The organism is Vibrio sp. 1249-1, assembly GCF_033340495.1.
This window is the reverse complement of sequence record NZ_JAWOWJ010000005.1, coordinates 61,756-82,502: the sequence shown is the minus strand read 5'-3', so window position 1 is coordinate 82,502 and position 20,747 is coordinate 61,756. Positions and strand designations below refer to the sequence as shown.

Below are 20,747 nucleotides of genomic sequence, written 5' to 3'. Positions count from 1 at the left end.
GCGTCCTGGAGGATTCGAACCTCCGACCGCCTGGTTCGTAGCCAGGTACTCTATCCAGCTGAGCTAAGGACGCGCAGATCTTCTTGCTAAGAAGTTGTGAAGTAAATCACATTCATTTCTTACGAAACAAAAAAAAGGCCATCGGGCCAGTCAATGAATGGCGGTGAAGGAGGGATTCGAACCCTCGATACGGGATAAACCGTATACTCCCTTAGCAGGGGAGCGCCTTCAGCCTCTCGGCCACCTCACCGTTTTCATTGTTATATCTCAAAAGAGATATGGCGCGTCCTGGAGGATTCGAACCTCCGACCGCCTGGTTCGTAGCCAGGTACTCTATCCAGCTGAGCTAAGGACGCACTTTTTGTTGATAAATCAACGTTGCAAGAATGGCGGTGAAGGAGGGATTCGAACCCTCGATACGGGATAAACCGTATACTCCCTTAGCAGGGGAGCGCCTTCAGCCTCTCGGCCACCTCACCGTCTTGCGGAGGCACATATTACGTTTTACCGAAAATATGTCAAACACTTTCTTTGAAAAAATCTACGAAACTGGCTTAACCGTTGCTGATTTAATCAAAGTGACTATTAAACGAACTTTATCACTCTATTATGATGAAAAAAAGAGAGTCTTCTCTGAAAAAAAGACATTTATTTTCAAATAACTTTCTGAAGTTCGAATCAACATTATTGATGAATTCACAGCCATACTCAACACAATAGTTTCTGCAAATTTTCAAAAACAGTAAAAACTAAAAAGGCCAACCCTTCGGTTAGCCTTTTTCATTCAAACTAAGCTCTGTAAACAGGAGCGACTTAGTAGTTACCTGAAGCAACGTTGCCATTGCCTTTTTCAGCTTGAATGCGCATGTAGATTTCTTCACGGTGAACTGAAACCTCTTTCGGAGCGTTAACGCCGATACGCACTTGGTTACCTTTAACACCTAGTACAGTTACAGTCACTTCATCACCAATCATCAGTGTTTCGCCTACGCGGCGAGTCAAAATTAGCATTCTTTGCTCCTTGAGTAATCTCTAAATTTTCTTGCTACAAAGCTATTATCCAACAAAAGTTATATTTTCGTAAACTACCTTGTTAGCGAAAATCAGCCTAAAAAGGCATGTTTTTGTTGAATGTTTAATGCTTCACTAGACGTAATGTAAGCATCATGCAGAATGTTTGCTGCTGTATCCACACATTCGGGTGCTAAAACTAGCATCATAGTGAGTGCATTCGTTGCGCTGAAATTGATCTCAATATCTCGCTTTGCCAACAAATCGCATGCGTGCTCTACCATTCCATTGGCCTCAAGCCCCACTGCGGTCAACAGGCTTACCACTTCACTATTACGGATTTTGTCGCTGAACACCAGATCGAACTTGGCACATGCATCTTGTTTTATCATGATACCTGCCCGTTCTGTTTCCTCGATCACATTCCAAATGTCGATACCCAACATCTGACATTGTTTTGTAGCACTAGATAAATGTTCTTTATCGACTTCGATTATGGCAAGGTCACGTTGAATGGCTATACCAGAGACGGCTTGATTGCCTAACTCCCCCTTTACCAGACTGCCTTCATTAACATCAAATGTCGAAAGCACGCGCAGTGGCACATTATTCTTCCATGCAAATTGCACTGAAGGTAAATGTAATACTTTCGCGCCTCGGCTTGCCATCGCTTCCATGGAAGGAAAATCGATAACCGCCAATTTTCGCGCGTTTTTCACTACACGTGGGTCACAAGTATAAATACCATCAACGTCGGTAAAGATTTGACACTCATCAGCGCGCAATGCGCCTGCCAGTGCCACTGCGCTCGTATCTGAGCCACCTCGACCTAATGTGGTGATATCCCCGTTCTCATTCACACCTTGAAAGCCTGCAACAATCACGATTTGGTCTTGCTCAAGCAATCCCAGAATTGTCTTAGTATCAATGTGTTTAATCGTTGCGTCATTGTGTTGATTATCCGTCACAATATTCGCCTGTGCTCCGGTAAGCGAGCGTGCAGCATGACCCAATTTATTGAGTGTCATTGCTAACAGTGCCATTGACACTTGCTCACCAGCAGAGAGCAAAACATCAAGTTCTCGAGCTGTAGGCACGCTATCTATCTGTTTAGCGAGGTCCATCAGTCTGTTTGTTTCGCCTGACATTGCAGACACGACAACAACAACTTGATTGCCATCATTTTTCGCCTTAATGATGTGTTCAGCAACTTGGTGGATTCTTTCAATTGAACCCACTGAGGTTCCGCCAAACTTTTGCACGATAAGGGGCTTTTTCACCAGTCTTCACCTTCCCAAGACCGAAGTCTCTTTAGAACTGCTTACATCTTCAGTATTTCCTTTTAGAAAAATTATATAAGCAGTAGTTACAACAAAAACCAAATAGCCTAAATGACTCGGTTAACTTTTGGTCAATTAAACCACTTGGCTGCTAAAAAAAATTACGCTCAATCAAAGAAACTTGATTGAGCGTAATTTTAGTAGTTAAAAGCTTATAAGCGCTCTTCTAACCAAGGCTGAACTGTTTTAATTGCCTCTGGTAGTGCGGCTACATCAGTACCACCAGCTTGAGCCATGTCAGGACGACCACCGCCCTTACCACCGACTTGCTCAGCAATCATCTTAACTAGATCACCAGCTTTTACTTTACCAGTTAGATCTTTAGTCACACCAGCAATCAGACCAACCTTGTCACCTGTTACGTTGGCAAGCAGTACGACACCAGACCCCATTTGGTTCTTGATGTCATCAACCATAGTACGTAGGTTCTTGCTGTCAGCGCCTTCAAGAGCTGCGACTAGAACTTTTGTACCATTGACTTCAACCGCTTTGCCCATGATGTTAGCGCTTTCTGCTGCTGCCATCTTATCTTTTAGCTTCTGCACTTCTTTCTCTAGCGCTTTTGCTTTCTGTGCAGATTCTGCCAGTTTCTCTTCATACTTCGCGTTTTGAGCTTCAATCGCGTCTAATGCAGCCTCGCCTGTTACCGCCTCAATACGTCGAATACCTGCAGCAATGCCGCTTTCTGAAGTGATTTTGAATAGGCCAATATCACCTGTGCTTGATGCGTGAATACCACCGCAAAGCTCTGTCGAGAAGTCACCCATAGACAGTACGCGTACTTCGTCGTCGTACTTCTCGCCGAATAGAGCCATTGCGCCTTTCTTCTTAGCAGACTCAATGTCCATCACGTTGGTTTCAATCGTGTGGTTACGACGAATTTGCGCGTTAACTAGACGCTCAACTTCTTTCAGTTCTGCTGCAGTTACTGCTTCTAGGTGTGAGAAGTCGAAACGTAGGCTGTCAGCTTTCACTAGAGAGCCTTTCTGCGTTACGTGCTCACCAAGAACTTGGCGAAGTGCTGCGTGTAGCAAGTGCGTTGCTGAGTGGTTTAGAGAGATAGCTGCGCGACGCTCTGCGTCAACGATAGTTGCTACTTCGTCGCCTTTCGCTAGAACGCCTTCTGCCATTACACCGTGGTGTGCGATTGCGTTACCTAGCTTTTGAGTGTCTTCAACACAGAATACACCAGCTTCAGTACGGATTTCACCAGCGTCACCACATTGACCACCTGACTCTGCGTAGAATGGTGTCTCACCAAGCACGATGATTGCTTTGTCGCCTGCAGATAGAGATTCTACTTCGTTGCCTTCAACGAACATCGCCGCTACAGAGCTAGAGCCTTTAGTACCTGTGTAACCACAGAATTCTGTTTGCGTATCAACTTTGATTGCTGCGTTGTAGTCAGTACCGAAGTTACCCGCTTCACGCGCACGTTGACGCTGCTCTTCCATCGCTTTCTCGAAACCTTCTTCGTCGATTGCGAACTCACGCTCACGTGCTACGTCGTTAGTTAAGTCAGCTGGGAAGCCGTAAGTATCGTAAAGTTTAAATACGGTTTCGCCGTCTAGTACTTTACCGTCTAGGTTATCTAGTGCTTCGTTTAGAATCGCCATACCGCGCTCAAGTGTACGACCAAAGTTTTCTTCTTCGATACGCAGTACTTTTTCAACCACAGCTTGTTGACGCTTCAGCTCTTCACCAGCCGTACCCATGATGTCAGCTAGAACGCCAACCAACTTGTGGAAGAATGCATCTTGTGCGCCCAGCTTGTTACCGTGACGAACTGCACGACGGATGATACGGCGTAATACGTAACCTCGACCTTCGTTTGAAGGCATAACGCCATCCACGATCAGGAATGAACATGAACGGATGTGGTCAGCGATAACGCGTAGTGATTGGTTTGATAGGTCTTCGTAACCGATCACTTCTGCTGCTGCTTTGATAAGAGCTTGGAATACATCGATTTCGTAGTTTGAGTGAACGCCCTGCATGATTGCAGAGATACGCTCGATACCCATACCAGTATCTACCGATGGTTTTGGTAGCGGTTCCATAGTCCCGTCTGCGTGACGGTTGAACTGCATGAATACGTTGTTCCAGATCTCGATGAAACGGTCACCATCTTCTTCAGGCGTGCCAGGACGGCCACCCCAGATGTGCTCACCGTGATCGTAGAAGATTTCAGTACATGGACCACAAGGGCCAGTGTCGCCCATTTGCCAGAAGTTATCAGACTCGTACGGCTTGCCGCCTTCTTTATCACCAATGCGAACAATACGATCAGCGGGTACGCCAACTTTCTTGTTCCAGATGTCAAACGCTTCGTCATCGGTTTCGTAAACAGTTACCAATAAACGATCCGCTGGCAGTTTAAGAACTTCGGTTAGGAATTCCCAAGCAAAGGAGATCGCATCTTCTTTGAAGTAATCGCCAAAGCTGAAGTTGCCTAACATTTCAAAGAATGTGTGGTGACGAGCAGTAAAGCCAACATTTTCTAGGTCGTTATGTTTACCACCAGCACGTACGCAACGCTGAGCCGTAGTCGCTCGAGTGTAGGCTCGTTTTTCTAAGCCTAAGAAACAATCTTTAAATTGGTTCATACCTGCGTTTGTGAACAGCAGGGTTGGGTCGTTATGTGGAACTAACGATGAACTTTCTACGATTTGGTGTCCTTTGCTCTCAAAGAACTTGAGGAACGCGTTACGAACCTCATCAGTGCTCATGTACATGCAGCTCTTCCTGAAAATAGTCGAGTTAGAATTTTGCCGTATTGTAGATCATGCAAACAGCTGAGACTAGTTTTCTTGAGGAAAAGAGGGAGTAGGAGAAAAAATTTGAAGCAAAACAAAAATCAGTGCGGACGACTGACCGTTAATCTTCGTCCTCAAAGCTCAGCGCGTAGCTGATTTGGTCAAAACTGTAGCCACGATATTGCAGAAAACGAACTTGTTTTGCGTACTCTTTTTGGTCTTTGGCTTTAATACCTTTGAATTTCTTTTCTGCCGCCTGTTTAGCCAGTTCAAACCAATCTTGCGGCTCTTCAGCCATAGCTTGCTCAATCACCGACTCCGCAACACGCTTCTGGTTTAACTCTTGACGAATTCGACGCTCTCCATGTCCTTTGTATACATGCTGTCTAATTTGACTCTTCGCGTAACGTAAATCATCTAAATAGTTATGGTCTAGGCAAAAATTAATTGCGATGTCGATGTCTGATTCTTCATAGCCCTTCATCGATAATTTTTGGTAAAGCTCATACTGACCATGATCGCGACGGCTAAGCAATTGGATAGCAGCCTCTTTGCTCGATAATGTCGGCGCCTGGCGTTTTTGGTACATGATGATCCTAAAAGTATTTTTGCTGTACAGGCTCTCAATGGCCTTTGTGATAATTCGATTTTTGATTTCAATAGATACAACAAAGCCCCGCATTGCAGGGCTTTGTCATTTATTAATCTATGAGAGATTAAAACTCTTCAGCTTGCTCTGGCGCTTCACCAGCTTCAGGCGCTTCCGCAAGTGCTGGCGCTAGCAACATTTCACGCAGTTTTGTGTCGATAGTTTTAGCCACTTCAGGGTGCTCACGCAGGTAGTTACATGCATTCGCTTTACCTTGACCAATCTTATCTCCATTGTAGCTATACCAAGCACCGGCTTTTTCAACTAACTTGTGCTTCACACCTAGATCGACAAGTTCACCTTCGCGGTTAAAGCCTTGGCCGTACATGATTTGTGTGTTTGCTTCTTTAAATGGTGCTGCAATCTTATTCTTAACAACTTTGATGCGCGTTTCGTTACCTACGACTTCGTCACCTTCTTTGATTGCGCCAGTACGACGGATATCTAGACGAACAGAAGCGTAGAACTTAAGTGCGTTACCACCTGTTGTTGTTTCTGGGTTACCAAACATCACACCAATCTTCATACGGATTTGGTTGATGAAGATACACATACAGTTAGACTGCTTTAGGTTACCCGTTAGCTTACGCATTGCTTGAGAAAGCATACGTGCTTGCAGACCCATGTGGCTATCGCCCATTTCGCCTTCGATTTCTGCTTTCGGTGTTAGTGCTGCGACAGAGTCGACAACCATAACATCGATAGCACCAGAACGTGCAAGTGCGTCACAGATCTCTAGCGCTTGCTCACCTGTGTCTGGCTGAGAAACTAGCAATGCATCGATATCAACGCCAAGTTTCTTCGCGTATACAGGATCTAGAGCGTGCTCTGCATCGATAAACGCACACGTTTTGCCTTCACGTTGCGCAGCAGCAATAAGCTCAAGCGTTAATGTTGTTTTACCTGAAGATTCTGGGCCGTAGATTTCTACGATACGACCCATTGGTAGACCACCAGCACCCAAAGCGATATCAAGAGAAAGAGAACCCGTTGAGATGGTTTCTACGTCCATTGCGCGGTTATCACCAAGGCGCATGATGGAGCCTTTACCGAATTGCTTTTCAATTTGACCTAGCGCAGCGGCGAGCGCTTTCTGTTTGTTCTCGTCCATTACTTTCTCCGATTTATTCATCTTCTTTGGGCGACGAATAGTAATTCATTTTTCTTAAGCAGAAGAACTGCTCAGCAATGAAAGTTATTATACTGTTGATTCATACAGTGTCCATACCTGTATGAAAAAAATTTGGCTGACCTAAAGTCATGATTTGCTCTAGCCCTTATCAATGCTGGGCTAAAACAATTTAAGAAATTCTAGAGTAGATGTTGATACAATTGAGTCAGCGCATGCTCGACCGCTTTTTTGCGAACTTCTGCACGGTCACCAGAGAAATGCATGGTTTCGACTTGCTGCCAACTTTGGTTATCAGCAAAAGCAAAGCAGACCATACCGACTGGTTTCTCTTCACTGCCACCACCCGGCCCTGCAATACCACTGATGGACACACCGATGGTGGCATTGGAGTTTTTAATTGCACCCTGCACCATTTCAATCACAACTGGCTCACTCACTGCACCATGCGCTTCTAACGTTGAAGCTTGCACACCAAGCATCTCCATTTTCGCTTCATTACTGTAGGTGACGAACGCACGGTCAAGCCAAGCTGAACTACCAGCAATGTCAGTAATGGCGGTTGCAACACCACCACCTGTGCATGATTCTGCGGTTGTTAAAACATGCCCGTGTTTAGCCAATAATGCGCCTAAATCGGCACTCAATTTTGTTGTTTTTTCCATAGCCAAAATGCCCTTTGTCTCTTTTTACTTGATAGGGATTCACGTATCCTAAGCCGCTACGGAAATAAACAAAAGAACTTACCTGTGAAAGCTGAACAAAAACACACTCCGATGATGCAGCAATACCTCAAGCTAAAAGCTGAGAACCCAGAGATTTTGCTGTTCTACCGCATGGGCGATTTCTACGAACTCTTTTACGATGATGCCAAGCGAGCTTCTCAGCTTCTTGATATTTCATTGACCAAACGTGGTGCGTCTGCAGGTGAACCTATCCCAATGGCGGGTGTGCCATTTCACGCCGTAGAGGGCTACCTGGCAAAACTTGTTCAGCTTGGTGAGTCTGTGGCGATCTGTGAACAGATTGGCGATCCGGCCACCAGCAAGGGCCCGGTAGAACGTAAAGTTGTGCGTATCGTGACACCAGGTACTGTGACGGATGAAGCGCTGCTTTCTGAGCGTGTCGATAACTTAATCGCAGCAATTTACCATCACAACGATAAGTTCGGTTATGCGACGCTGGATGTCACCTCTGGTCGCTTCCAACTGACAGAACCAGAAACTGAAGAAGCGATGACAGCTGAGCTTCAACGTACCTCACCACGTGAGCTACTGTTCCCAGAAGATTTTGAACCTGTACATTTAATGGCGAGCCGCAATGGCAACCGTCGTCGCCCAGTCTGGGAGTTTGAGCTTGATACGGCTAAGCAACAACTCAATCAACAATTTGGCACAAAAGATCTGGTTGGTTTTGGTGTAGAACATGCGTCCTTAGGGTTATGTGCTGCTGGTTGTTTGATCCAGTACGTAAAAGATACTCAACGTACGGCTTTACCTCATATTCGCTCTTTAACGTTTGATCATCAGGATCAATCCGTCATCCTTGATGCTGCTACCCGACGTAATCTGGAAATTACTCAAAATCTAGCAGGCGGAACCGATAACACGCTCGCTGCAGTACTCGACCATTGTGCAACTCCGATGGGCAGCCGAATGCTGAAGCGTTGGTTGCATCAGCCTATGCGTTGCATTGAAACGTTAAACAATCGCCTTGATGCGATTGGTGAGATTAAAGAACAAGCTCTGTTTGCCGATCTTCAACCAACGTTAAAGCAAATTGGTGATATTGAACGTATCTTAGCGCGCCTTGCATTACGCTCTGCTCGCCCTCGCGATATGGCTAGACTTCGCAATGCCATGCAACAGCTACCAGAGCTAGAATCTGTCACCGCTTCTTTGACCCATCCGTACCTAACGAAATTGGCGAAGTATGCAGCTCCGATTGACGAAGTATGTGACCTGTTAGAGCGCGCGATTAAAGAAAATCCGCCGGTTGTTATTCGTGATGGTGGCGTCATCGCTGAAGGCTACAATGCGGAGCTCGATGAATGGCGAAAATTGGCAGACGGTGCAACAGAATATCTTGAGCAGCTTGAGCGAGATGAGCGTGAACGACACGGTATCGATACGCTTAAAGTAGGCTACAACAACGTTCATGGCTTCTTTATCCAAGTAAGCCGTGGCCAGAGCCATTTGGTTCCACCGCATTATGTACGTCGCCAAACACTCAAAAACGCTGAACGCTACATCATCCCAGAGCTTAAGGAACACGAAGACAAAGTACTTAACTCGAAATCTAAAGCGTTAGCACTTGAGAAACAGTTGTGGGAAGAACTGTTTGATCTATTGATGCCAAACCTTGAGAAGCTGCAAAACCTAGCTTCTGCCCTGTCTCAACTGGATGTATTACAAAACCTAGCAGAGCGTGCAGATTCGTTAGATTACTGCCGCCCAACGCTTGTGAAAGACGCAGGAATTCACATTCAAGCTGGTCGTCATCCAGTCGTAGAACAAGTAACAACAGAGCCGTTCATCGCGAACCCAATTGAGCTTAACCCAGCCCGTAAGATGTTGATCATCACTGGTCCAAACATGGGTGGTAAATCAACCTACATGCGTCAAACTGCGCTGATTGCATTGATGGCACATATCGGCTCTTATGTACCGGCAGAATCCGCACAGATTGGTTCTTTAGATCGTATATTTACTCGTATTGGTGCGTCAGATGATCTTGCATCTGGCCGCTCGACCTTCATGGTAGAAATGACCGAAACAGCCAATATTCTTCACAACGCAACTAAGAACAGTTTGGTGCTAATGGATGAAATCGGACGCGGTACTAGTACTTACGACGGTCTCTCTTTAGCTTGGGCAAGTGCGGAATGGCTCGCAACACAAATTGGTGCGATGACCCTATTTGCAACTCACTACTTCGAATTAACAGAGTTACCGAACCAACTGCCAAGCTTAGCGAACGTTCACTTGGATGCCGTAGAACATGGAGACAGCATTGCCTTTATGCACGCAGTTCAAGAAGGTGCGGCAAGTAAGTCTTACGGCTTGGCTGTTGCGGGCTTAGCTGGCGTACCAAAAACGGTCATCAAAAATGCGCGTAACAAGCTATCTCAGCTAGAGCAACTGGGGCAAAACAGTGACACACCGCGTCCAAGTGCAGTAGATGTGGCCAACCAGTTGAGCCTGATTCCAGAGCCTAGCGAGGTCGAACAAGCTCTGTCAGGTATTGATCCTGACGACTTAACGCCACGCCAAGCTCTTGAAGAGCTGTATCGCTTGAAGAAGATGCTGTAAACAGACTCACACCGACGAGCAAAAAAGAAAAAAGGCTATGGGGAACCATAGCCTTTTGTGTATCTAGTGAAATACGGATTACTTAATCGTCTTCTACGTTAAACAAGTTTTCCATATTCAAACCTTGTTTGATTAGGACTTCACGAAGACGACGTAAACCTTCCACTTGTATTTGACGTACTCGCTCACGTGTCAGACCAATCTCTCGACCAACTTCTTCCAGCGTCGAAGGCTCGTAGCCTAGTAGGCCGAAGCGACGTGCAAGCACTTCTTTCTGTTTCGGATTCAACTCTTCTAACCAATGAATCAACGATGATTTGATGTCGTCATCTTGAGTCGAAACTTCTGGATCAGAGTTGTTTGCATCAGGAATAATATCCAGCAGCGCTTTCTCACCGTCACCACCGATTGGCGTGTCGACAGAGCTAATACGCTCATTAAGGCGTAACATTTTGCTTACGTCTTCGACTGGAATATCTAATTGAGCAGCAATTTCTTCTGCGGTCGGTTCGTGATCGAGCTTTTGAGAAAGTTCACGCGCAGTACGCAGATAAATGTTCAGCTCTTTCACTACGTGGATAGGTAGACGGATCGTGCGAGTTTGGTTCATCAACGCTCGCTCTATCGTTTGTCGGATCCACCACGTTGCGTAAGTAGAGAAACGGAAACCACGTTCTGGGTCGAATTTTTCGACCGCTCGGATCAAGCCGAGGTTACCTTCTTCAATCAGATCGAGTAGTGCTAGACCACGGTTACTGTATCGACGAGAAATCTTAACAACCAAACGTAGGTTACTTTCGATCATACGTTTGCGTGCCGCTTCGTCGCCACGTAGGGCGCGTCTTGCGTAAAGCACTTCTTCTTCGGCAGTAAGTAAAGGTGAGAAGCCAATTTCGCCCAAATACAACTGAGTTGCATCTAAGCTTTTACTGCTCGCGTCAAATTCTTCACGCGCAGTCGCTTTGCTTTCTGTGGATGATGATCTTTCGAGTTCGTTATCAATGGTCTTCACTGACGCATTGTCAAATGCAAACTCTTCAACTTTGGTTACTGTGTTGCTGATACTCATAACGCCTCCCCCTGGCGAGTTAGCAAGACATGACAACTCAATATGTCGCTAAATGATGTCGCAAGTTGTTTTTCAAAGTTTTAAGGCAAATAGCGTTTTGGATTCACTGATTTACCTTGATAGCGAATTTCAAAGTGTAGTTTGACCGACTTTGCACCTGAACTACCCATGGTGGCGATTTTTTGTCCGCTTTTTACGCTTTGTCCTTCTGTGACCAGCAGTTTGTCATTATGTGCGTATGCGCTTAAATAATTGTCGTTATGCTTTACTATAATTAAGTTGCCATAACCTCGTAGCGCATTGCCTGAATAAACGACTGTGCCGGCTGCGGTTGAAACGATAGGTTGACCACGCTGTCCTGCGATGTCGATACCTTTATTTCCCTGTTCTCCCGCCGAAAAGTTCTTGATTACTCTCCCTTTTGTTGGCCACAACCACTTTGAGACTTTATCACTCTTTGCTGTGGTAGTTGGCGCTTTTTGCTTCACTTTTTGGTTATCTTTTGAACCAACATACTCCTTTGTTTTCGATTGTTCAACCTTCTTTGGAGGCTGTTTTTGTACGACTTTAGGCTTAGTCTCTGTAGGTTTTTGACTAGAGTTTTTACTCGAAGGTTTAGGTTTAGAGGCTGTTGATGTTTTCGTCACTGGAGCTGGGGGGGTCGTAACAACAGGAGCCACAACGGGTTCAACTTTTTGACCATATTTAGGGGCGACATATTTCGGAGCCCAAAGTTTTAGCCTCTGTCCTGGGTAGATAGTGTAAGGCTGAGTTAACTCATTGTAACGAACAAGATCATTTACATCTTTATCTGTGACATAAGCTATGAAGTAAAGCGTATCGCCTTTTTTTACCTCATAATAACTCCCTCTGTAACTCCCTCTTTCAAGGCTTGAATAGTCTTTTTTTAGGCTAGAGACAGGTGCAGGGGAATGCGCTGCACAACCAACTAGTCCTGCAGCAAACACAAAGCTAATACCAATATGACGTAGTAACTTATTCACCTATCCCTAACCCTTAAGCTAAATCACCCGCAACCAGAGGTACGAACCGAACCATTTCTACAACGGTAGAGAGATATTCGTCTCCCTTACGCTCTATTTTTAATAACTGTTGCTCCGTATCTCCAACAGGAATGACCATTTTGCCGCCATCTCTTAATTGTGAGAGAAGAGCTTGGGGAATCACTTCAGCGGCAGCGGTAACAATGATAGCATCGAAAGGACCTCTCGCTTCCCAGCCCTGCCACCCATCAGCATGCTTAGTTGAAACATTGTAAATATCCAATTGCTTCAGGCGACGCTTTGCTTCCCATTGCAACGATTTAATTCGCTCAACGGAGTATACATGATCAACAATTTGCGCCAGTACCGCGGTTTGATAACCCGATCCCGTTCCGATTTCCAGAACACGACTCGCCGGCTCTAGCTCAAGCAACTCGGTCATACGCGCAACGATATAAGGCTGAGAAATAGTTTGTCCCTGACCAATTGGTAACGCATTGTTATCATAGGCTTGGTGCATCATCGCTTGAGAAACAAAGCTTTCTCGTGGCAAGCGTTGGATAGCATCCAGAACTCTTTGGTCTTTGATGCCACTGGAGATAAGAAACGCTATCAACCTGTCAGCATGTGGGTTACTCATTACTTCTCTTCCTTTAACCAACTATCCATAGCACGCAGCGACTCGTGAGCGGTGAGATCAACTTGCAGAGGCGTCATTGAAACTCGGCCATGCTCAATTGCATAAAAGTCCGTGCCCTCTCCTGCATCTTGCTCCTTTCCTGGTGGCCCTAACCAATAAATGTCATGGCCTCTCGGATCTTTCTGCTTGATCATATTCTCTGCGTGATGACGTGCACCTAAACGCGTAACTTCAATTTCACCTAAATTCTCTGATGGTAAGTCAGGCACGTTTACGTTCAGTAGACGATTCGTTGGAATCGGCGACGCTAAATGCTGTTGTACAATTTGACGTGCAATTTTAGCGGCGGATTCGAAATGTCGCTTACCCACTAGAGAAAAAGCCACCGACTGAACACCAAGGAAATGACCTTCCATGGCTGCTGCTACTGTTCCAGAATAAAGAACATCATCACCCAAATTAGCGCCATGGTTGATTCCTGACAGAACAAGATCAGGCAAATCATCTTTCATTAGCTCATTCAGCGCGAAATGCACACAATCCGTGGGCGTGCCTTGCACTGAGTAGATATTTGGGGCAATTTCAGTCACGCGTAATGGTTGTTCTAATGTGAGTGAATTCGAAGCACCTGAACGATTTCGATCAGGTGCGACAATGGTCACTTCAGCGATATCTCTCAACTCATCAGCGAGGGCATGAATCCCTTGAGCATGAACACCATCATCATTGCTGATTAAGACTCTTAAGGGCTTCGGGTTTCGTGAATCCTGTTCCATTAGTATTCTCTTTCTACTTCAACCTCATTAACTAACTCACGAACAATAGAGGTCGCAAAAGATCCCGCATCCAGTGAGAAAGTCAGCGTAATGTTGTTACCTTCAACCGTCCAAGCTAAATCTTTTGGCTTCAGCGCAATATCGCGACGATCGTGGCGCATGCGATTACCACGAATCAACGCCATGAGGTCAGGCTCTTCGTCTAAAAACGGTTGCTCTAATGCCAGAGCCTCGGCTTGAGTAGGCAGTGCATTATCGCCAGCAAGCGCAGCGGTAATTGCCGCTTCACCTTGTGCAAATTGCACTTGCAAATCAGTGATGTTGTTTGCATCAATCAACTGAGTGCCTGAATTCGTCTGTGCAATGTCACCATCAATGAACTTATCAAACACACAATTCTCTAGACGAGCTGAAACGATGCGGTTGAAAATCCACGAACGAGCCGCTGATAAATACATGCTTCGCTTGTTTTGATTGCGGGTACGAACGTTTTCGCGTCCCCATCGACGTGCTTCTTCAAGGTTGTTGCCATCGTTACCAAAACGCTGACTACCAAAGTAGTTTGGCACGCCAACTTGTTTCACTTTTTCAAGACGTTGCTCTACATCCGCTATATCTGTCACTTCAGACAAAGTAACCACGAACTCGTTCCCTACTAGGTCACCAGGACGCAGTTTTTTATTGTGACGATCTGTTGCAAGGATTTCGATACTTGGGTATTGAGCCAAAAACGCTGAAAAATCTGGCGTTTCACCTTTTGGTAAATGGACACTTAACCACTGTTCCGTCACCGCATGACGGTCTTTAAGACCCGCCCAGCTAACGTCTTTCGACTTAACACCACAGGCTTTTGCTAACTCGTTAGCAACGAAGCTGGTGTTCTCGCCCGTTTTACGGATACGAACCATTAAGTGCTCGCCTTCGCCCGTAAAGGCAAAACCTAAATCTTCGCGAACCTGAAAATGCTCTGGCTGCGCTTTAATTTTTGCCGATGCAACTGGCTTACCCGTTAGGTAAGCCAATGAAGATAAAATGTCTGACATGATGTGTTTCCGCTGATATCACAGCTTAGAGGAGCAAATTGCTAGTTATTGCTTAAACAGAAGTACAACGGCTTCCGTTGCAATGCCTTCTTTGCGTCCAGTAAAACCGAGACGTTCTGTCGTCGTCGCTTTTACGTTAATGTTACTAATGTCGGTTTCTAGGTCTTCGGCTATCGCCGCACACATTGCGTCAATGTGTGGTGCCATTTTAGGCGCTTGTGCCATGATGGTTACATCAGCATTGCCAAGACGGTAGCCTTGCTCTTTAACTCGACGGTAAACGTCTTTCAGTAATTCACGACTGTTTGCGCCTTTCCATTTATCATCCGTATCTGGGAAATGACGACCAATATCGCCGGCAGCAATCGCGCCCAGCAGAGCATCCGTTAACGCATGCAACGCTACATCGCCATCTGAGTGTGCAATCAAACCTTGCTCATAAGGGATTGCTACACCACCAATAATGACTGGGCCTTCACCACCGAATTTATGTACATCGAAACCATGACCAATTCGAATCATTTTCTATCCTTTCTTTATTCGCCGCGCTCACGGCTTAGATAAAACTCGGCTAACGCAAGGTCTTCTGGCTGAGTGATTTTTATATTGTTCGCATTCCCTTGAACTAAGGCTGGCTTCTCGCCTAACCACTCCAAAGCCGAGGCTTCATCAGTAATAGTTACACCCTGTTCTAATGCGTCAGCCAGTGCTTGAGTAAGCTGCTGAGTTTTAAACATTTGTGGAGTCAGTGCATGCCACAATGCTTCTCTATCTACCGTATGATCGATATCTTGCACTGCGTTTGCTCGCTTCATTGTATCTCTCACAGGAGATGCGAGAATGCCACCCGTTGAGTGGGCGCAGCAAACATCAATCAAACGGTCAATGTCGGATGTTAATACACATGGCCTTGCAGCGTCGTGAACTAATACCCACTCGCTTTCCAGATGCTCATTGACATAGTTTAGCCCTGATAACACAGAGTCTGCTCTTTCTTTACCACCAGCTACACGAATCACATCTGGGTGCTTAGCAACGGACAATTCTGGGTAATATGGGTCGCCGTCAGTAACGGCAACGACAACCTTAGAAATATTTGGGTGAGAAAGCAGTTTCTCTACGGTATGTTCCAGTACCGCTTTACCTTCGATCAATAAATATTGCTTAGGGCGATCTGCCTTCATTCTGCTACCCACACCAGCAGCAGGCACAATTGCGATATGCGATGAGTTCATATCCAACATTTTAATGGTTTTCCTCACCTATAATGCGGTAAAAAGTCTCGCCATCTTTAACTAAACCGAGCTCATGACGCGCACGTTCTTCAATCGCATCAAGACCTTGCCTTAAGTCATCAATCTCAGCGAACATTTCATTGTTGCGAGCTTGTAGCTTGCTGTTCACTTGTTGCTGAACTTCAATTTCATCTTTTACTGTGTAGTAGTCAGACACTCCGTTTTTACCAAACCATAGAGTGTATTGAAGCAAGCCAAACAGTAGCGTAAGGGCTATAACAAAGATTCGCATATCGCTGCTAACATTCTGTACCGGAAGGAATTAGATAAGGTGACATATATAGCATAAATGCGAGGTTGCCTCTAGGGGAGAAAGGGAGACTCACACGCTCCTTACAAGAAATAAGCAGCAAAATGAAACAAGCTCATAGGAAGCGCTCCTTACCCATGACCAAAGTAAGAGCCAAAAATACAAACTTATAAATACAAAAAAACCGCCGTAGCGATGGTTTCAAAAAGCTATTTAGCGAAACTTTACTCAATAAGAATTAAGCTTGACCTTTAACTTCTTTAAGACCGCTTCCTTGAAACATGGAGGAGCGCGCTCACTTAGCGCTTCCGTCATATAAAAAACGCCCCGCAAGTGCGAGGCGTTTTCAAAAGCTTTAAGTTAAGCGGTTAATTCAATTAAAAATTAAGCTTGACCTTTAACTTCTTTAAGACCGTTGAAAGGAGCGCGCTCACCTAGAGCTTCCTCGATACGGATTAGCTGGTTGTACTTAGCAACACGGTCAGAACGGCTCATAGAACCAGTTTTGATTTGACCTGCAGCTGTACCTACCGCTAGGTCAGCGATAGTTGCATCTTCAGTTTCGCCAGAACGGTGAGAGATTACTGCTGTGTAACCTGCGTCTTTAGCCATCTTGATTGCAGCTAGAGTCTCAGTTAGAGAACCGATTTGGTTGAACTTGATAAGGATAGAGTTAGCTACGCCTTTCTCGATACCTTCAGCAAGGATCTTAGTGTTAGTAACGAATAGATCGTCACCTACTAGTTGAAGCTTGTCACCTAGTAGTTCAGTTTGGTGCTTGAAGCCATCCCAGTCAGACTCGTCTAGACCGTCTTCGATAGAAACGATTGGGAATTGGTTAGCTAGCTTAGCTAGGTAGTGGTTGAACTCTTCAGAAGTGAAAGTTTTACCTTCGCCTTTCATGTTGTAGATGCCAGCTTCTTTGTCGAAGAACTCAGATGCAGCACAGTCCATAGCTAGAGTAACGTCTTTACCTAGTTCGTAACCAGCAGCTGCAACAGCTTCTGCGATAACTTCTAGAGCTTCAGCGTTAGATTTAAGGTTAGGAGCGAAACCACCTTCATCACCAACTGCAGTGCTGTAGCCTTTAGACTTAAGAACTTTAGCTAGGTTGTGGAATACTTCTGCACCGATACGTAGACCTTCTTTAAGAGTCTTAGCGCCAACTGGTTGGATCATGAACTCTTGGATGTCAACGTTGTTGTCTGCGTGCTCACCACCGTTGATGATGTTCATCATTGGTAGAGGCATAGAGAACTGACCTGCAGTGCCGTTTAGCTCAGCGATGTGCTCGTATAGAGGCATGCCTTTCGCAGCAGCAGCAGCTTTAGCGTTTGCTAGAGAAACAGCTAGGATAGCGTTAGCACCGAATTTAGATTTGTTTTCAGTGCCGTCTAGTTCGATCATTACTGCGTCGATTGCAGCTTGGTCTTTAGCGTCTTTGCCAACTAGAGCTTCAGCGATTGGGCCGTTTACAGCTTCAACTGCTTTAAGAACACCTTTACCTAGGAAACGTGCTTTGTCACCGTCACGTAGCTCAAGAGCTTCGCGAGAACCAGTAGATGCGCCAGATGGAGCTGCCGCCATACCTACGAAACCGCCTTCTAGGTGTACTTCAGCTTCTACAGTTGGGTTACCACGTGAGTCGATGATTTCACGACCTAGAACTTTAACGATCTTAGACATTAATGTTTCCTCTCGTTTCAAATATAAATGTCAATCTTAAAGGGCTGCAGCACAACCTTCGCCGCCGCCCGTATCCTTTTACTTCTCGAATTCGCCGCGTGCGTTTTGGCCCGCAGCCTTAACAAAACCTGCAAACAATGGATGTCCATCGCGAGGAGTCGAGGTGAATTCTGGGTGGAACTGAGCCGCTACAAACCATGGGTGAGCTGGGTTCTCAATCATTTCCACTAACTTCTTGTCCGCAGATAGACCTGATACTTTTAGGCCTGCTTTTTCGATTTGCGGACGAAGCACGTTATTCACTTCGTAACGGTGACGGTGACGTTCATGGATCGTCGCGCTACCGTACAGTTCACGAGCTTTAGTCCCTTTCTCTAGGTGACACAACTGTGAACCAAGACGCATCGTACCGCCTAGGTCAGACTTTTCAGTACGCTCTTCTACGCTACCTGATTCGTCTACCCACTCTGTGATCAAACCTACCACAGGGTACTTCGTCTCTTTGTTAAATTCTGTTGAATGTGCACCCTCCATACCCGCAACGTTACGCGCGTATTCGATTAGTGCAACTTGCATACCCAAACAAATACCCAGGTAAGGCACGTTATTTTCACGTGCATATTGAGCCGCACGGATCTTACCTTCAATACCACGATCGCCGAAGCCACCTGGTACTAGGATTGCGTCCAAACCTTCTAGAAGTTCAACGCCTTTTGTTTCGATATCTTGTGAGTCTACATACTTAATTGTGACGCTTAGGCGGTTTTTCAAGCCAGCGTGTTTAAGCGCTTCGTTCACAGATTTGTATGCATCTGGTAATTCAATGTATTTACCAACCATACCGATGGTTACTTCACCAGTAGGATTTGCTTCTTCGTAGATAACCTGTTCCCATTCAGAAAGGTCTGCTTCCGGAGCAGTAATACCAAAGCGAGCACACACAAGGTCATCTAGACCTTGAGATTTAATCAACTGAGGGATCTTGTAGATAGAGTCTACATCCTTCATTGAAATTACTGCTTTTTCTGGAACATTACAGAACAGTGCGATTTTTTTACGCTCATTCGCAGGAATAACGCGATCGCTACGGCAAACTAGGATGTCTGGCTGAATACCGATAGATAGAAGTTCTTTTACAGAGTGTTGCGTCGGCTTAGTTTTCACTTCGCCCGCTGCCGCTAGGTAAGGAACAAGTGTTAGGTGCATGAACATTGCGCGCTCACGGCCTAGCTCAACAGCTAGCTGACGAATCGCTTCCATAAATGGTAGTGATTCGATATCACCAACAGTACCGCCAACTTCAACGATAGCCACATCATGGCCTTCAGAACCTGCAATAACGCGATCTTTGATTGCGTTAGTGATATGAGGGATAACTTGAATAGTTGCGCCTAGGTAGTCACCACGACGTTCTTTACGAAGTACGTCGGCATAAACACGACCTGCAGTGAAGTTGTTACGCTTGGTCATCTTGGTACGGATGAAACGCTCATAGTGACCAAGGTCAAGGTCAGTCTCTGCGCCATCTTCTGTAACGAACACTTCACCGTGCTGAGTAGGGCTCATTGTGCCCGGGTCAACGTTGATGTAAGGGTCAAGCTTCATCATAGTCACTTTAAGACCACGAGCTTCTAGAATAGCCGCAAGAGATGCTGCTGCAATACCTTTACCTAGAGAGGATACAACCCCGCCAGTAACAAAAATGTAATTTGTCGTCATGTTTAACCTGAAATTGGTTGAATGAGGGAAATGGAGTGCTTCTGGACGGGAGATAAATATACCAGAAGCTCCTTACCGCCACAACGTGAAATCTATCACACCGTAATTTTTTATTTTTTGCTTCAAATCAAAGTGAGCAAAGACAAACCAAAGTCCGTTTTCGTGTAACCAAACAAGCTGACCTTATATTATGTATTCTGCCAGTTTACCTCTGCCTCGATTCTTCTTGTTTTACTTCATCCCAAAAATGGTCAAGTTCTGATAAAGAACAATCTGTAAGTACTTTGCCTGACTGCTGGACCTTGCCTTCAACTTGTTTAAAACGTCGCGCAAACTTTACGTTTGCTTTTCCTAGCGCGACTTCTGGGTTTTTATCAAGGTGGCGAGCCAAATTGACAGTCGCAAATAGCAAATCACCGAGCTCCAACTCAACTTTCTCTTCATCGGGCTGAACTTGCAGTGCCTCTTCCATGACTTCGTCAATTTCTTCTCGTACTTTATCGACAACCGGGCCAAGTGAATCCCAATCAAACCCAAATTTTGCACATTTTTTCTGAATTTTTGTAGCACGAGAAAGTGCCGGTAAAGAGTTTGGTATTGAGTCTAGGATACTTTCTTCCGCTTTGCCTACTAGGGCTTTTTCTTTTGCTTTTTCCGCTTCCCAGTTCGCGTTAATTTCCTCGTCAGATTCAAACTCAACATCTGAAAAAACATGCGGGTGGCGACGAGTCAGTTTTTCGTTCACGGTTTCGACGACATCCGAAAAGTCAAACAGCTCTTGCTCTTTCGCTAGCTGACTGTAAAAAATCACCTGAAACAACAAATCCCCTAGCTCTTCTTTTAGATTGGGCCAATCTCGATTTTGAATCGCATCCACCACTTCGTAGGTTTCTTCTATAGTATGCGGAACGATGGTGTCAAAGGTTTGTTTTAAGTCCCAAGGGCAACCGTTTTCTGGGTCACGCAGCTTCGCCATGATTTGTTCTAACTGTTCAATTGGATGACTCATTTTTTGTTCCTTTAAACCTTTCTATTAAAGAAAAAGGTGAGCAGCCAAAACCACTCACCT

18 protein-coding genes and 4 tRNA genes are annotated in these 20,747 nt (G+C 45.4%); 1 reads left to right on the top strand and 21 read right to left on the bottom strand.

The genetic code is table 11. The features are described 5' to 3' along the window. The 10 genes from R7Z50_RS11090 to pncC form a co-directional block, all read right to left on the bottom strand. Positions 1–73: transfer RNA gene (locus tag R7Z50_RS11090), tRNA-Arg, on the bottom strand. Between the two features lie 85 nt (positions 74–158). Next, positions 159–250, bottom strand: a tRNA-Ser gene (locus R7Z50_RS11085). Between the two features lie 29 nt (positions 251–279). Then, a tRNA-Arg gene (locus R7Z50_RS11080) sits at positions 280–356 on the bottom strand. 31 nt (positions 357–387) lie between these two features. Then, positions 388–479, bottom strand: a tRNA-Ser gene (locus R7Z50_RS11075). Between the two features lie 334 nt (positions 480–813). Beyond that, entirely contained in the window at positions 814–1,011 is a 198-nt protein-coding gene (gene csrA / locus R7Z50_RS11070; protein WP_004415691.1) for a carbon storage regulator CsrA, read from the bottom strand. A gap of 92 nt (positions 1,012–1,103) precedes the next feature. Next, positions 1,104–2,291 (bottom strand): aspartate kinase, encoded by a 1,188-nt coding sequence (locus tag R7Z50_RS11065; RefSeq protein ID WP_005383803.1) that lies wholly within the window; start codon positions 2,289–2,291, stop codon positions 1,104–1,106. 212 nt (positions 2,292–2,503) lie between these two features. After that, positions 2,504–5,086 carry an alanine--tRNA ligase gene (alaS, locus tag R7Z50_RS11060; RefSeq protein WP_318149073.1) on the bottom strand — a complete coding sequence of 861 codons (2,583 nt, stop codon included), beginning with the start codon at positions 5,084–5,086 and terminating at the stop codon, positions 2,504–2,506. A 142-nt stretch (positions 5,087–5,228) separates the two neighbouring features. Then, the gene (gene recX, locus R7Z50_RS11055; RefSeq protein WP_017633543.1) at positions 5,229–5,696 is read right to left on the bottom strand and encodes a recombination regulator RecX; all 468 of its coding nucleotides are present in this window, start codon (positions 5,694–5,696) and stop codon (positions 5,229–5,231) included. 127 nt (positions 5,697–5,823) lie between these two features. Beyond that, a complete protein-coding gene (recA, locus tag R7Z50_RS11050; RefSeq protein ID WP_005380874.1) occupies positions 5,824–6,867 on the bottom strand; it encodes a recombinase RecA in 1,044 nt (347 codons plus the stop codon). Between the two features lie 200 nt (positions 6,868–7,067). Further along, positions 7,068–7,550: a nicotinamide-nucleotide amidase gene (gene pncC, locus R7Z50_RS11045; protein WP_005383794.1), complete on the bottom strand. Its 483-nt coding sequence runs from the start codon at positions 7,548–7,550 to the stop codon at positions 7,068–7,070. Between the two features lie 84 nt (positions 7,551–7,634). On the opposite strand from pncC, the gene mutS reads away from it, so the two are divergent. Further along, on the top strand, positions 7,635–10,196 hold the full coding sequence (gene mutS, locus R7Z50_RS11040; protein ID WP_213891984.1) for a DNA mismatch repair protein MutS: 2,562 nt from the start codon (positions 7,635–7,637) through the stop codon (positions 10,194–10,196). Positions 10,197–10,278: 82 nt separating this feature from the next. Here mutS and rpoS read toward each other — a convergent pair whose 3' ends face one another. From rpoS to mazG, 11 genes are all read right to left on the bottom strand, one after another. After that, positions 10,279–11,265, bottom strand: coding sequence for an RNA polymerase sigma factor RpoS (rpoS, locus tag R7Z50_RS11035; protein ID WP_005380887.1), 987 nt, complete (start codon positions 11,263–11,265; stop codon positions 10,279–10,281). Positions 11,266–11,345: 80 nt separating this feature from the next. Then, entirely contained in the window at positions 11,346–12,269 is a 924-nt protein-coding gene (locus R7Z50_RS11030) for a peptidoglycan DD-metalloendopeptidase family protein (RefSeq protein WP_017633546.1), read from the bottom strand. A 13-nt stretch (positions 12,270–12,282) separates the two neighbouring features. Continuing rightward, the gene (locus R7Z50_RS11025; RefSeq protein WP_005380892.1) at positions 12,283–12,909 is read right to left on the bottom strand and encodes a protein-L-isoaspartate(D-aspartate) O-methyltransferase; all 627 of its coding nucleotides are present in this window, start codon (positions 12,907–12,909) and stop codon (positions 12,283–12,285) included. Continuing rightward, complete coding sequence (gene surE, locus R7Z50_RS11020; RefSeq protein WP_005380894.1) at positions 12,909–13,685, bottom strand: 5'/3'-nucleotidase SurE; 777 nt, start codon at positions 13,683–13,685, stop codon at positions 12,909–12,911. Before surE ends, R7Z50_RS11025 begins: the two co-directional genes overlap by 1 nt. Then, complete coding sequence (truD, locus tag R7Z50_RS11015; RefSeq protein WP_017821624.1) at positions 13,685–14,728, bottom strand: tRNA pseudouridine(13) synthase TruD; 1,044 nt, start codon at positions 14,726–14,728, stop codon at positions 13,685–13,687. Before truD ends, surE begins: the two co-directional genes overlap by 1 nt. Before the next feature lie 45 nt (positions 14,729–14,773). After that, positions 14,774–15,250 carry a 2-C-methyl-D-erythritol 2,4-cyclodiphosphate synthase gene (gene ispF / locus R7Z50_RS11010; RefSeq protein ID WP_005380896.1) on the bottom strand — a complete coding sequence of 159 codons (477 nt, stop codon included), beginning with the start codon at positions 15,248–15,250 and terminating at the stop codon, positions 14,774–14,776. A 14-nt stretch (positions 15,251–15,264) separates the two neighbouring features. Next, complete coding sequence (ispD, locus tag R7Z50_RS11005; protein ID WP_054701898.1) at positions 15,265–15,972, bottom strand: 2-C-methyl-D-erythritol 4-phosphate cytidylyltransferase; 708 nt, start codon at positions 15,970–15,972, stop codon at positions 15,265–15,267. A 1-nt stretch (position 15,973) separates the two neighbouring features. Further along, positions 15,974–16,255, bottom strand: coding sequence for a cell division protein FtsB (gene ftsB, locus R7Z50_RS11000; protein WP_005380907.1), 282 nt, complete (start codon positions 16,253–16,255; stop codon positions 15,974–15,976). 402 nt (positions 16,256–16,657) lie between these two features. Beyond that, positions 16,658–17,959, bottom strand: coding sequence for a phosphopyruvate hydratase (gene eno / locus R7Z50_RS10995; RefSeq protein WP_318149072.1), 1,302 nt, complete (start codon positions 17,957–17,959; stop codon positions 16,658–16,660). 78 nt (positions 17,960–18,037) lie between these two features. Further along, the gene (locus R7Z50_RS10990; RefSeq protein WP_021034029.1) at positions 18,038–19,678 is read right to left on the bottom strand and encodes a CTP synthase; all 1,641 of its coding nucleotides are present in this window, start codon (positions 19,676–19,678) and stop codon (positions 18,038–18,040) included. Between the two features lie 205 nt (positions 19,679–19,883). Continuing rightward, positions 19,884–20,687: a nucleoside triphosphate pyrophosphohydrolase gene (gene mazG, locus R7Z50_RS10985; RefSeq protein ID WP_005383780.1), complete on the bottom strand. Its 804-nt coding sequence runs from the start codon at positions 20,685–20,687 to the stop codon at positions 19,884–19,886. Positions 20,688–20,747 lie beyond the last annotated feature (60 nt).